The sequence below is a fragment of the Sporomusa sp. genome, from assembly GCF_057736855.1.
The window spans coordinates 12,117-25,671 of sequence record NZ_JBYKYF010000002.1; the positions used below are offsets into that span (position 1 = coordinate 12,117).

Genomic DNA, 13,555 nt, shown 5'->3' on the forward strand with positions numbered 1-13,555 from the left:
TCCCAGTCGTTTTGTTCTCATTGCCGTTGATGAAGAAATTAACGGAGGTAATCACTAATGGAAACAAAAAATCGTAATATAAAAAATGAAATTAAAGAAAAATTAAATGATCAAGTCTTGCGTGGTGCCTTAGGACGTTTTGCAGAAGCCTACCCTATAGCTAGAGCAAAAGCTTACGAAAATGTTGCGGATATTGATGCCCTACGTGAACAGGTCCGGCAAATGAAACAAAAAACCGTTGCCGATATTGAAAACATTGCAAATAAATTTGAAGCCGAAGCAACAAAACGAGGGGCTAAAGTATTTCGGGCCAAAGATGGCAAAGCATTGAAAGAATATTTGCTAAACCTATGTAAAGAAAAGAATGTTAAACGAATTGTAAAATCCAAATCCATGGCCTCTGAGGAAATTCACCTAAACGACGACTTAGTGGCAGCCGGTATTCATGTTAAAGAAACTGATCTGGGCGAATGGATCATATCTTTAGCTGGTCATAAACCCTCACATATGGTTATGCCAGCCATTCACTTAAATCGCGAACAAGTTGCCGCCTATTTCTCCAAAGAGCTGAAACAAGAAATTCCTACCGATATTCCGTTTATGGTGCAAGCTGCTCGTAAAGCCCTACGCAGCGAATTCCTGAATGCGGACATGGGCATATCGGGGGCAAACTTTGGTATTGCTGAAAATGGCGCTATTGGCCTGGTAACCAATGAAGGTAATGCCCGACTTGTCACCACTTTGCCGCGAATTCATGTGGTCATCATTGGTTATGAAAAATTGATTCCTACGATAAAAGATGCTGCTCCCATCCTACGCACATTGCCGCGTAATGCCACCGCCCAGCTTATGACCAGCTATATGACCATGACTTCCGGTATAACTCCGGTAATGGTCAAGCAAAACGGTAAATGGGTTGAGCAAGATAAAGAACTTCATATTATTTTATTTGATAATGGCCGCCTAAAAGCTGCCCATGACAATAAATTCAAAGAAATCTACCAATGTGTTCGGTGTGCCTCTTGTCTGAATGTATGCCCGGTTTACACCATTGTTGGCGGTCACGTGTATGGCCACATCTACGCCGGCGGTATCGGAGCAATACTGACAGCATTTCTCAACAGTATGGGAGATTTTGAAAAAATAAACGAATTATGTATTGGTTGCCGCAAATGCGTGGAAATATGTCCTGGTAAAATTGATATACCATACCTTATTGAAGAACTTAGAGCCAGAGCCGTTAAGGAACATGGCCTGCCTTTTGGGGTTAAAGCGGTATTTGAAAATGTCATATCTAATCGCAAGGTATTCCACACCCTGCTGCGCATAGCCTCCATCGGCCAAAAACCCTTCCAGTCCGGCCGTGTAATCCGTCACTTACCACTGTTTTTAGCTGGCATGGCTAAAGAGCGTAGTCTACCTGCTATAGCTGATACCCCCTTCCGTGACCGCGTAACCAAGATAACCAAGAAAATAAATAGCCCCGCGAAAAAAATTGCCTTCTTTAGCGGTTGCAACATTGACTTTATCTTTCCCGAAACAGGTGAGTCCGTATATAAGGTACTCCAAGACCTTAATATGCAAGTCGTTTTCCCGGAAGAACAAAGCTGCTGCGGTAAGCCGGTTTTAGGGATGGGTGATCGTGAAACAACCAAACGAATTGCCAAAAAGAATATTGAGGCCTTCGAAGCTTCGGGCGCAGACGTCATTCTTTCCGCTTGCCCGACTTGTGCTGAAACCTGGCATCAGACCTATGTTGAGTTATTTGAAGATGAGCCAGCCTGGCAACTGCGGGCCGAAAAACTTGGCCACAAGGTCTGCGAGTTTACCAGCTTTGTCGCAAAAGAATATGAAAAAACTGGTCGGTTAACCAAAACACCTGGCAACAGAAAAGTAACCTATCATGATTCTTGCCATATGAAACGCGGCCTTGGCATTTATACCGAACCACGCCAACTGCTGGAAGCAGCCCAAGGCTATGAGCTGGTAGAAATGAAAGACTGTGATAAATGCTGTGGTATGGCTGGTGCTTTTGGTGTCAAATACACCGAACTATCCATGCCAATCCTCAAAGAAAAAATCACCAATATTAAGGCCAGTGAAGCAGATATTGTTGCCGTTGCTTGTCCTGCATGCATGATGCAAATTCAGGGTGGCCTGGATAAGCAGTTGCCAAGCGTGAAAGTCAAACATGTTGCTGAAATATTAGCCGAAAATATTACAGGGTAGTGCAAAAAAAGGAGCCTTTCGCTAAGAAAGACTCCTTTTTCCGTTTATTTTTCCGCCTGCCCTAAGGCAAATCCGGTATCAAGCGCTTTTTTATTAAGTTCCTCAGTACCTTTAGGTACTCTGGCCAATACGGCTTTGGTCAAACTATCCAGCCCGACTAACTCAGTAAAACCAACTAAAGCACCAAGTGCAATAATATTGGCTACCATAACATTGCCTAATTCATTACGGGCAATATGGGTTATCGGCAATGCCAGAACTTTAGCATCGACTTCTGGCACGGTTTTTACCAGTGAGCTATCAACAATCAATTTACCACCTTGTTTTAATAGCCCAATATATTTATTGCAGGCTTCCTGGCTCATAGCCAGTAAAATATCTGCCGAGGTAGCTTTCGGATAATCAATTTCCTTGTCACTAATAATGACTTCTGATTTACTGGCTCCCCCTCTGGCTTCTGGACCATAGGACTGGGTCTGAATGGTCTGTTTGCCGTCAAGAATAGCTGCTTCCGCTAAAATAATACCAGCAAGAATCAGACCTTGACCGCCAGTACCGCTTAAGCTAATTTGCCACATTACTTATTCCCCCTTTTAGCCTGAACATGCGCAATGAGTTTGTCATATTCAGCAGTATACTCAGGGGCTTCTGAACGATGAAGTTCACCAATAATAAATTTATCTTTAAGCTGCTCTGGCGAAAGTTTGGAAGCTGCTTGCACAGTAACTGCGCGTTCTTTCTGCCATTCCAGCATTTTGGCTGCCGTACCCATCTTGTTCTTGCGTCCATAAGAGACAGGACACTGAGTAATAGCATCAATTACTGAAAAACCTTTATTCTCGATACCTTTGACAACTAAGTCTGTCAACAGATTGGCATGGTAGGCAGTTGCCCTGGCTACATACGTAGCGCCAGCGGCAATCGCTAACGCACCAACGTCAAATGACCGCTCAATATGACCAAACGGTGCTGTCGTTGATCTGCTTGCCAGCGGCGTAAGCGGTGAAGATTGGCCGCCAGTCATACCATAAATATTATTGTTAAAGATAATAGTTGTTATGTCGATATTCCGTCTAGCAGCATGAATGAAATGATTGCCACCGATAGCGGTAGCGTCGCCATCACCAGTAATAACCAAAACAGTCAGTTCAGGCTTGGCCAACTTAATGCCTGTAGCAAATGTTAATGCTCTGCCATGGGCAGTATGAACCGTGTTAAAGTTCATGTAACCGGATGCCCGAGACGAGCAGCCAATTCCTGAAACTATAATTGTTTTTTCTTGATCAAGACCTAATTTGTCAATGGCGCGAATGATGGAAGCCAATACAATACCATTACCGCAGCCAGGGCACCAGATATGTGGGAAAGCTGACGGCCGTAAATATTTTTCAATGTCTGCCATTATTTAGCACCTCCAGCAGCTGTTACAATCGGTGCAAGTATTTCTTCCGGTTTAAATAGTTCACCGTCGACTCTAGTAACAGAAACGACTTTCTCTTGACCTACATACCGCTCAATTTCACCGACCAACTGACCATAGTTCATTTCAGGCACAATGACTTTTTTAACCTTCTCTGCCGCCTGTTTTACAAGATCACCAGGGAACGGCCAGATGGTTATCAATTTTAAGAGCCCTGCTTTAATGCCTTGTTCTCTAGCAGCCTTAACCGCAGCAATCGCTGCCCTGGCCGAACCGCCATAAGAAACAACCAGTACTTCGGCATCTTCAAGATAATGCTCAGTATACAGTGTCAGTTCCGCTTTGGCATTTTCAATTTTAGTATGCAAACGCTCAATTAGCTCAGCGGTAAGATCATTTGCCTGAGTAGGCTGTCCCAGATAATTATGAATTAAGCCGGTTACATGGTAATAATAACCGGACCCAAAAGCCGCCATAGGCGGTACGCCATCCGCATCAGGTTTATACGCCTGATACTCGCTTGGAGGCACGCTAGGCACTTTGCGATTAACGATTTCAATTTCTTCTGGTTCCGGCAGCTCCACTCGCTCGCGCATATGCCCGATAACTTCGTCCAACAACAGAACAACGGGAGTGCGGAATTTTTCAGAAAAATTAACTGCTTTTACGGTTATATCAAAACACTCACGCACCGAAGCTGGCGACAAGGCAATGACTCCACGGTCACCATGACTGCCCCAGCGAGCTTGCATAACATCGCCTTGACCAGGTGATGTAGGTTTACCAGTACTTGGTCCTAAACGCTGCACATTAACAATTACAACCGGAATTTCAGCAATGGATGCATAACCAATCAATTCCTGCTTTAGCGAAAAGCCAGGACCACTGGTAGCAGTAAGTGCTTTCACTCCGGTCAGCGATGCGCCGCATACAGCACCCATACTAGCAATTTCATCTTCCATTTGGATAAACTTGCCGCCTACCTCTGGCAGTTTTTCCGCAAGGATTTCAGCTACTTCAGTACTCGGGGTAATGGGATAGCCAGCAAAAAAACGAACTCCGGCAGCCAGCGCGCCTTCAGCGCAAGCCTGATTACCCTGCATTAAACGAGCCTTAGTCACTTAACATCCCCCCCTTTATTGTTTGCCTTCGCTTTCTCTTCTTTGGTTACTTTAATAGCATAGTCCGGGCAACGCAGTTCGCATTGACCACAGATAATACATTTATCTGGATCTTTTACATAAATTTTTCCCATTTCGTCCAAATCCAGAACCGCTTTAGGGCAAAAATGCACGCAAATACCACAGCCTTTACAGAGCTTTGGTTTAATCGCCAGTCCCATAGCAACTTTCACTCCTTTTTCAATCCGTGTATGACTACTGTGGATAGCAATGTATACCCTATTATTATATCCATAATAATAGGGTATATATTTGTAAATTGGCTGTGATGATATTTTTCTCCTGCAAAATATTATGTATTCTACAAAAAAAGTTAACCTGTCACATACTTATCCACAGAGCAACAACTATAGTGTTTTTTCTAAATAGCGGTAAGTTCTCCGTAATCCTTCGATTAACGGCGTGTGAGCCTGCCAGCCAATACCTGCCAAAGCCGCCTGGTTGGAGAGTATGGAACGATAAATATCTCCTTCCCTGGCTGGCAGATAGTTCTTAGTAATTTGCTTGCCAGCCACCTCGGCTAATGCCTCGACCAAATGGTTAATACTTGTTTGGGTCTGACTGCTGATGTTATATACCCGATTAACCTTTGTATGTGACATAAGCGCTTGACAATTAGCCGCCGCAACATCGCCAACATAAATAAAGTCTCTTGTCTGGCCTCCATCACCAAAAATAGAAATAGGTAAGTTCTGGTGAATTCTGCGAGTAAAAATGCTAATAACTCCACCTTCCCCACCGTCTCCCTGGCGTTCACCATATACGTTTGCATATCGGAGAACAACATAGTCAAGCTGATATATCTGACGGTATAGATCCAAATACTTTTCGCCCATACATTTGGTAAGGCCATAAAAAGACTCTGGTCTAAGCGCTGCTTCCTCAGTAATTGGCAGACTGTCTGCATCTCCATATACCGCAGCGCTTGAGGCAAACACGACACGTTTCACCCCAGTTTTGCGGCAAGCTTCCAAAACGTTTACCAGCCCTAGCACATTTACCTGGCAATCAATATCAGGATTGTCAATAGAATAGGGCACTGATGTTTGCGCAGCAAGGTGTACCACGCAATCAAATTTTTCCTGTAAAAATACCTCTAATAGTTGGCTGTCCATGATATCCATTTCCATCAGCTTGACGCCGTCAGGCACATTGGTACGCACGCCTGTACTGAGATTATCAATTACGACAACCTCCCAACCAAGATCCAACATTTTGTCAACCGTGTGCGATCCGATAAATCCGGCACCACCAGTTACTAATACCTTCATAAAATCCCCCAATCTGTTAGTTATATAGACTACTAAATGCTACCAGTTTAACCTGACGCTGCGTAAGACATGCAAGAACCCGCGGACTAGTAACTGCCGCTAATTCCTGCTGCCATTGGTAGCCCCAGCCAAATGTCTGGTTTAACATTTGATTGTCCACACCTGGATGTACCATAATTTCTGACAGCCCATTAGGTAGATTGTCAATAATGGTAAGCAAAAGCCGTTCATCCATATTGCCACCGGCTAACATTCCATAAAAATGTTCAGGCACTGCCAATCCCGCGCGCTGAGCCTTCAACCGGGCCAACCTGGCCAGCACACTAAGGCCTGTGCGGCCAATAATCCTGCCGATACCTGGTCTGAATCCGCCCGAGAATAATAGCGGCTCGGCAGGAATCCGCAAAGCTCGAATATTAAATTGTTTAGCAATATCTATGACCACATCGATGATCCCAGGCACTACATGCAGATGCTGATGACTATCAAGATGGGTAATGGTAATTCCTGTTGCTATTACTTTTTTCACTTGGGCAGTAAACTCAAGCCTGACCTCTTCCAGACAAATCCCTGCTAAGCAATACTTTTTTAAAAACACCGGGTAACTAGAACATAACAACCCATCAGCATCAAGTAGCGAACTGACCTGCCCCGGCTCAGCCACCGGAGCTCCGCCGACCAATGTGAGATGTACGCCGATACCTAACTGCGGATGTTCTGCCGCTAGAGCGGCAGCATGTTCAAACGCAGGAGCACCAGCCATTATGGATGTACTGGTTATACATCCTTTAGTGTATCCTTTAATAATACCAAGATTAATAGTTTCATGTAAACCGAAATCATCGGCATTCACAATTAACTGTTTCATATTTTCCTCAAAAAGATTATATTTCCTCAGCAGATAGAATGAATAAGGGGCAAAAAATCCCTGGTATGAGTTGATATCTGATGTCTGATACTATTATTGGTCACGTGACCAAATGTAAAATAACAAGGAGGTATCACTGTGGAACAATCCAAACAAAGCAAACAAGCCGCAAGCAAAAGTGAATACGGTACTCTGACTGCTAAAATGGATGCTAACAACGATTATTCTAGCAATACTTCGGCAACCAACACTTCCTCCAGCACTTCAGCTAGCTCAGCCAATATGAGCGAGTTAAGCAAGCTGGCCAAACAATCGCAAACCACCAGCAGCACCGCTACGGCTAATGCCAAAAATCAAAATGCTAATCAAACGTTAACAGAAAAATATGATATACCGAGCAACTAAAAACGCTTTATAACAAGTAAAACACTGACGGCGCCGGACTCTGTTTAAGGAGTCTGGCGCCGCATGTGTTAGTCTACCAGATAGTGACAACAACTAAAGGTTCTGCCGCAACACACCTGGATGGCGCTAATACCGCGATTGCGTCGTAGTAGCAATTCGGCAGTTTTACAGGATCTAGCATAAGTCATTTGTTTTATCGTTTTACGTACTCCGCATGCGCTGCATAAGCACTATGATTATGAATGGATTCATAATTTTCGCATTCTACTTCAAACATCTCGATACCATCAATATTGCGTAACGTTAATACTAAATCCCTAAGTACATCTTCCACAAATTTAGGGTTTTCATATGCTTTTTCCGTAACATATTTTTCGTCTTCACGTTTTAGCAACGCATACACTTGGCAGCTCCCCTGCTCTTCCATCATAGCTGCCAGATCTTCAATCCAAACAAATTTTCCAGGATGCTGCTTAATTTTTACCCGCATAATTCCACGCTGGTTATGAGCTCCATAATGTGATATCTCTTTACTACACGGACAAAGCGATGTAAATGGCACAGTTATGCCAAACATAAAATCCAGTTGTTGGCCGCGAACCAATTCAGCGGAGAATAAGCAATCATAATCAAGCATACTTGTTAAGCCGCTTACAGGTGCCGCTTTTTCAATAAAATATTTAAAATGAATATCAATATTGGCTCGCATGGCATGTAAGCGATCGATCGTATCAGTCAGTATATATTCAACTTCCCGATAAGATACTGGTTTCTGACTCCAATCGCTCAGAATCTCAATAAAACGGCTCATATGTGTACCTTTAAACTCTTGTGGTAAATCTACAGTGAGTTTAATCTTGGCCAATACTGACTGAAATGAGCCATTTTTGGTTTTTATCAAAAAAGGCAAGTGAACATCACTGACCCCAACCTTTTGAATAGCAATACCACGATCATCACAGCTATTTTGAACATCCTTAATCCCGTTCTTACCTTGGGTCATTTGTTTCATGTTATTCACTCCTAGTATGATACAAAATAGGGTCATTCAGTCCTGCCTCAGCAAATCCTTTAAGTCGCAACAGGCAGCTGTCACATTGTCCACAGGCTGCATCCCCGCCCTGATAACAGCTTGTTGTCAGATGAAGCGGTGCTGCCAGCTTGTCCCCTAATAACACAATCTCTTTTTTGGTTAGAGCTATCAGCGGCGTCTCAATAATAATTTTTCGGCCATCCTCAGCCGTTGCTTTGGTAGCATAGTCGGCCCACTGCTGAAACATGGCAATGAATTCGGGACGACAATCCGGATAGCCTGAATAATCCAGAGCATTAACACCAATATACACCCGGTCAGCCCCAGTGACTTCAGCATAGCCAAGCGCATAGCTCAAAAAAATCAAATTCCGGGCAGGCACATAGGTAATTGGTACTTCTTGAGTACCGGGATGCCCCTTCGGAACAGCCAGCTTCGGGTCAGTCAGCGCACTGCCGCCAATGGCTTCCATATTTGTTTCAATAATTAAGTGACGGCTAACATTATAATACTGCGCTACCCTGGCAGCAGCCTCAAGTTCTCGCTTGTGCCGCTGGTGATAATTAAAACTAATCGGGAGCAATTCATACCCTTCACTGTTTGCAACCGCCATACATACCGTAGAATCCAGCCCGCCAGACAACAGTACAACGGCCTTTCTTTTCATAAGCGTACCCCTTATCTAATTTTATTTTCTGCAATTAAGCTCTGATAACTTTTACAATACTCAGATTCTTAGTGCGTTCTAAGTCAATGTCAATGTATTGCCTATCCGAAGTAAACACAACTGGCCGTGAAGCCAGAAAATGTCCAAAATATATCACTTCTGCCTGTCGGCCATCACTTAATTCTACAATATTTCCTAAAAAAAAATCACGAATATTATTTAAAAACACCATTCCAATTTCAGGATCAAGCTTATTAAACATTTCTTCAAAAATCATCTCTGCAACAGCAAAAGGTGTATCTTGGCGATGATATACACGATCCGAAGTCATAGCATAGCATCATACATATCAGCAATAGCAATGATTTTTGCGAATTTATGAATTTTTTCACTTGCCACAGCTAACGGATAACCGCTGCCATCAAAACGTTCATGATGCTGAAAAATTCCATAAAACACACCGCAAGGAAGACCGGCTATATTACGAACCAACCTATAATTCTGGATGGTATGTAGACGCATAACTGCCATCTCATCCGGCGTAAGTTTACCAGGTTTGTTAAGTATCTCTAGTGGAATCTGGGTTTTGCCAATATCATGCAGCAAGCCAGCTAACACCAAATCCTTTTTTCCGTAAAACTAAGCCATCTTCCTAATACGCCACAAATCACAGCCACATTAACAAAATGATGGAACGTATAATCATCTTGACGGCGTATCATATGGATACGATTAATTACACCAGTTGCATTGACTACCTCGCAGTCAATCCTGTCCCTCCTCACATGCGATTTCTCGACGCATGATGAGCGAAAGTTACAATATTAACAATATATTTTAATAATTTTACATTTTTTCCTTTTTTCCTGCTAAAACCCTCCCAAATTTTATATCTGCTCAAAAGTCTTAAAATGCAGTTTACAAACTTGATGTAATGCAGCTTTTCCGTACTTTTGAGCAAAATCCCTGGCAACGCCGATTACCTGGACTGCCCCCTTCGGCAAACGCATGCCAAATTGTGCGGAGAGTTCAGCCATACTGGCTAAAAACCGATCACGAGCCAGTATGGAAGCAGCGGCAACAGCAATATTGCGTTCAGCACGATGCATCTGTACTAGCGTAATCTCCTGGCCTTTTTCCATCAGTTCGGCCTGAATATACCGTTCATGTGCAAACTGGTCAGCAATAGCAAATCTGACCGGCTCTTGGGTTAACAGGCGTTCTAAAGCCTGCGCGTGAGAAAATGCCAGCAAATGATTGAGATTTTTTCCGGCACTTCTAAATTTGCTATATAAAGCATTATATTCTGCCGGTTTCCATTCCAACTCAACAAACCGCTGTGGACATTCTTCTCGAATCCGTTCTGCCAAGGCATGGTTTTTTTCATCAGACAACGCTTTGCTATCTTTTACTCCTACTGCGGCCAGCTTATCGGCTGTGATGTCATCCACGAGTACGGCAGCCACTACTAGTGGACCAAAAAAATCGCCTTTACCTGACTCATCAAGACCAATCCATTTATTATCAAAGTCAGCCACACCCTCAAAGCCTGGCGGACGTTGGACACTTAACTGCCCATGGCCGGCGTTACTATCTGCTATTGGTACTTTTCCTTGGCAGATGGCTTCCACGGCTGTTTTGAGCGGGGATTGCGAACCGCCGACAACAATACTAATGCCCTTTTTTCCACTATATATATTGACCGTCACTGCTTTCTGTCCGTCCGATACCTTTAACTGCTTGCCATAATTAATCGGCTTTTCTGCCGTTATCTTAAATCCGGCCTGAGTAAGCCTCTCGGCCAAAACCGCCAACCTTGTATGTAGCATATCCACCCACAACTTTCTTTTCTAACAAATTGACATAGCCTCTTTTAGCGCTAAATGTTGAACTACCTTAAGCGGTACGCCAGCCTTCTCGGCAATTTTGCGGCAATCTTCATATTCAGGTGCTACATTACAGATTTTACCCTGATACGAACTAATTTTCACCCTGACATCTCCCCAGGGTAAGCCAATAATGATAAATTCCCGTTCAGCCATAGCCCTTGCAACTGGATAGATTCTCATACCAATGGAAGTAGTTTCTTGCAAAATAATTTCAACAACTTTATTCTGGCACTTCTCAGGAATGAGAACTGACAATGTAGTTGCCGGACGGTTTTTCTTCATAAAAATGGGTGTTAGCCAAACATCTAGCGCCCCCGCGGCAAACAGTCTGTCCATCACATAACCATACAGTTCCGGACTTTGATCATCAATATTGGCTTCAATCATCATACATTGTCCGTTCGCCTGACTGTTATCCTTTGTGACTACATTACCGGCATATAGCCGCAAAACATTGGGAATATCCAGATCCCAGGTCCCAGCTCCATAACCAATTTTAACACTGACAAAGCTCTCCGGCATGATTCCATAACCACTGCCTAAAGTAGCCAGTACCGCAGCTCCGGTAGGTGTCACCAGTTCCTTAGCAATTTCGCCCTGATAGTAAGGTATACCTTGCAGTAACTCGGCCGTTGCTGGTGCCGGTACTGGCATAAGTCCGTGGCAACATTGTACAAAACCATTGCCGACATGCAGGCGAGAAGCATATATATGTTCAATTCCCAGGTAGTCAAGTGCCCAGGCAATCCCCACAATATCAATAATCGAATCTACTGCACCGACTTCATGAAAATAAACCTCCCCTGCCGGGACACCGTGAACCTTCCCTTCGGCCTCAGCCAGGCGGGTAAATATCCGCTTAGCTAGCTGCTTAACATTAGGGTTGAGTTCAGCATTATCAATCATAACAGTGATATCCGTCAAAGTACGATGCTCATGCACGGACTCGTCTACTTCGACATCCAGGTAGCAAGCATTAATCCCGCCTTTATCCACTCTAGATATCGTCAGTTTATAGCCACTTAACGGCAGTTTGGCCAGTTCTGCCCGGAGCAGGTCTTCCGGCGCACCGACATCCAGCAGAGCTCCCAGCAGCATATTGCCGCTAATACCAGCAAAACAATCAAGATAGATAGCATTATATTTTACATCCATTCGTCCATATCACCTCATATTATTAATGATACTAGCCAACCTGCCTGCACCGAAACCATTATCAATATTGACCACGGCGACACCGGCTGCACAACTGTTAAGCATGCTCAGTAACGCTGCAAGCCCACCAAAACTTGCACCATAACCGACGCTTGTCGGAACGGCAATAACCGGCTTGGCTACCATACCGCCAACAACACTGGCCAACGCCCCTTCCATCCCGGCCACAACAATCAACACATTGGCCTGTTCAATCAGTTGCCGCTGGTCAAACAGACGATGGATTCCTGCTACCCCTACATCATATACTCGCTTTACTTCATTCCCCATGATTTCCGCAGTAATCGCCGCTTCCTCAGCAACCGGAATATCACTGGTACCAGCACTCATAACCAGAATAAACCGTTCTTTGTCAATAGCCGGTTTATGCCGCTCAACAGTAATTAGCCTGGCCAATTCATGGTACTGTGCATCAGGTACAACCATTTTTACGGCAGCATACATCTCTTTAGTGGCTCTTGTTGCCAAAATGCTATGATTATACTCAGCCAGACGCTGCACAATAGCCTGTACCTGCTCTACCGTTTTTCCCTGGCAAAAAACCACTTCAGCAAATCCTTGCCTTATTAGGCGATGATGATCCAGTTTAGCAAATTCTAAATTTTCATAAGGCAGTATCTTTAGTTTCTCAACAGTTTCTTCTAAGCTTAACTCGCCTGCTTTAAACTCTTTCAGCAGGCTGCTTACATGATTAACATCCATTTCTACACCTCGTTCAATGTCTCATTCATACTACCAGTCCGATAACCGTCCAAGTCAAGCGTAACATATGTAAAACCCAGTTGCTTTATAGCTGATACAATAGCGGCCAAACCTTCCTGGTTGGCTAGCAACTTGGCCATACCTTCGGGTTGTAGCTCAATTCTTGCCAAGGTATCATGGTGACGAACCCGGATTTGACCTGAACAATAGCGTCGTACCACTTCCTCCGCTTGCTCAACCTGACGTAACCGCTCAGTAGTAATTGGCAGTCCATATACTAGGCGGGATACCAGACAAGCCGCGCTTGGCTTATCCCAGGTAGGTAATCCCCATTCTTTTGACACGGCTCTTATGTCGGCTTTAGTAAAACCAGCTTCTAATAGCGGACTTTTTACCTTTGGCAGTTCAGCGATGGCCTTCATCCCTGGACGAAAGTCACCTAAATCATCGGCATTGGTCCCCTCGATAACCCAATCGAAGCCATGTTCCTGAGACCAAGCCACTAGCGCAGAAAAGCGTTCCTTTTTGCAATAATAGCATCTCTGAGGCGTGTTGGCAATAAAATCAGCATTATTCATTTCTGATGCCGGCAGCATCACGTAGTTGATCCCTATGGCCTGAGCAAATGCTCTGGCATCATCCCGTTCTCTGGCCGGCGATGAGTCAGACACCGCA

General features: G+C 44.1%; 16 protein-coding genes. 2 read left to right on the plus strand and 14 right to left on the minus strand.

Annotated features, from left to right (window positions below):
- The first annotated feature begins 57 nt into the window (after positions 1–57).
- The gene (gene ldhH / locus AC29Z1_RS00310; protein WP_488269455.1) at positions 58–2,229 is read left to right on the plus strand and encodes an L-lactate dehydrogenase (quinone) large subunit LdhH; all 2,172 of its coding nucleotides are present in this window, start codon (positions 58–60) and stop codon (positions 2,227–2,229) included.
- A gap of 44 nt (positions 2,230–2,273) precedes the next feature.
- Here the strand turns inward: ldhH and AC29Z1_RS00315 are convergent, their stop codons facing one another.
- The 6 genes from AC29Z1_RS00315 to AC29Z1_RS00340 form a co-directional block, all read right to left on the minus strand.
- Positions 2,274–2,807, minus strand: a complete 534-nt coding sequence (locus AC29Z1_RS00315; RefSeq protein ID WP_488269456.1) for a 2-oxoacid:acceptor oxidoreductase family protein — start codon at positions 2,805–2,807, stop codon at positions 2,274–2,276.
- Entirely contained in the window at positions 2,807–3,631 is an 825-nt protein-coding gene (locus AC29Z1_RS00320; RefSeq protein WP_488269457.1) for a 2-oxoacid:ferredoxin oxidoreductase subunit beta, read from the minus strand. The genes AC29Z1_RS00315 and AC29Z1_RS00320 overlap by 1 nt, the downstream gene beginning before the upstream one ends.
- Positions 3,631–4,770 (minus strand): 2-oxoacid:acceptor oxidoreductase subunit alpha, encoded by a 1,140-nt coding sequence (locus AC29Z1_RS00325; RefSeq protein ID WP_488269458.1) that lies wholly within the window; start codon positions 4,768–4,770, stop codon positions 3,631–3,633. Before AC29Z1_RS00325 ends, AC29Z1_RS00320 begins: the two co-directional genes overlap by 1 nt.
- Positions 4,767–4,991, minus strand: coding sequence for a 4Fe-4S dicluster domain-containing protein (locus AC29Z1_RS00330; protein WP_488269459.1), 225 nt, complete (start codon positions 4,989–4,991; stop codon positions 4,767–4,769). Before AC29Z1_RS00330 ends, AC29Z1_RS00325 begins: the two co-directional genes overlap by 4 nt.
- A gap of 186 nt (positions 4,992–5,177) precedes the next feature.
- Entirely contained in the window at positions 5,178–6,101 is a 924-nt protein-coding gene (locus tag AC29Z1_RS00335) for an NAD-dependent epimerase/dehydratase family protein (RefSeq protein WP_488269460.1), read from the minus strand.
- 16 nt (positions 6,102–6,117) lie between these two features.
- Positions 6,118–6,969, minus strand: a complete 852-nt coding sequence (locus AC29Z1_RS00340; protein ID WP_488269461.1) for a ChbG/HpnK family deacetylase — start codon at positions 6,967–6,969, stop codon at positions 6,118–6,120.
- Between the two features lie 138 nt (positions 6,970–7,107).
- On the opposite strand from AC29Z1_RS00340, the gene AC29Z1_RS00345 reads away from it, so the two are divergent.
- Positions 7,108–7,374 (plus strand): hypothetical protein, encoded by a 267-nt coding sequence (locus AC29Z1_RS00345; RefSeq protein ID WP_488269462.1) that lies wholly within the window; start codon positions 7,108–7,110, stop codon positions 7,372–7,374.
- 193 nt (positions 7,375–7,567) lie between these two features.
- Here the strand turns inward: AC29Z1_RS00345 and folE2 are convergent, their stop codons facing one another.
- From folE2 to larE, 8 genes are all read right to left on the minus strand, one after another.
- Positions 7,568–8,356, minus strand: coding sequence for a GTP cyclohydrolase FolE2 (folE2, locus tag AC29Z1_RS00350; RefSeq protein ID WP_488269476.1), 789 nt, complete (start codon positions 8,354–8,356; stop codon positions 7,568–7,570).
- A 31-nt stretch (positions 8,357–8,387) separates the two neighbouring features.
- Positions 8,388–9,074, minus strand: coding sequence for a 7-cyano-7-deazaguanine synthase QueC (gene queC / locus AC29Z1_RS00355; protein ID WP_488269463.1), 687 nt, complete (start codon positions 9,072–9,074; stop codon positions 8,388–8,390).
- 34 nt (positions 9,075–9,108) lie between these two features.
- The gene (locus tag AC29Z1_RS00360; RefSeq protein WP_488269464.1) at positions 9,109–9,405 is read right to left on the minus strand and encodes a hypothetical protein; all 297 of its coding nucleotides are present in this window, start codon (positions 9,403–9,405) and stop codon (positions 9,109–9,111) included.
- Positions 9,402–9,692 (minus strand): HD-GYP domain-containing protein, encoded by a 291-nt coding sequence (locus AC29Z1_RS00365; protein WP_488269465.1) that lies wholly within the window; start codon positions 9,690–9,692, stop codon positions 9,402–9,404. Before AC29Z1_RS00365 ends, AC29Z1_RS00360 begins: the two co-directional genes overlap by 4 nt.
- Positions 9,693–9,961: 269 nt before the next feature.
- Positions 9,962–10,903: a ribonuclease HIII gene (gene rnhC / locus AC29Z1_RS00370; RefSeq protein ID WP_488269466.1), complete on the minus strand. Its 942-nt coding sequence runs from the start codon at positions 10,901–10,903 to the stop codon at positions 9,962–9,964.
- Between the two features lie 21 nt (positions 10,904–10,924).
- Positions 10,925–12,118, minus strand: coding sequence for a nickel pincer cofactor biosynthesis protein LarC (larC, locus tag AC29Z1_RS00375; protein WP_488269467.1), 1,194 nt, complete (start codon positions 12,116–12,118; stop codon positions 10,925–10,927).
- Between the two features lie 9 nt (positions 12,119–12,127).
- Complete coding sequence (gene larB / locus AC29Z1_RS00380; protein ID WP_488269468.1) at positions 12,128–12,880, minus strand: nickel pincer cofactor biosynthesis protein LarB; 753 nt, start codon at positions 12,878–12,880, stop codon at positions 12,128–12,130.
- Positions 12,881–12,882: 2 nt separating this feature from the next.
- A partial coding sequence (larE, locus tag AC29Z1_RS00385) for an ATP-dependent sacrificial sulfur transferase LarE (protein WP_488269469.1) occupies positions 12,883–13,555 on the minus strand: 673 nt, incomplete at its 5' end.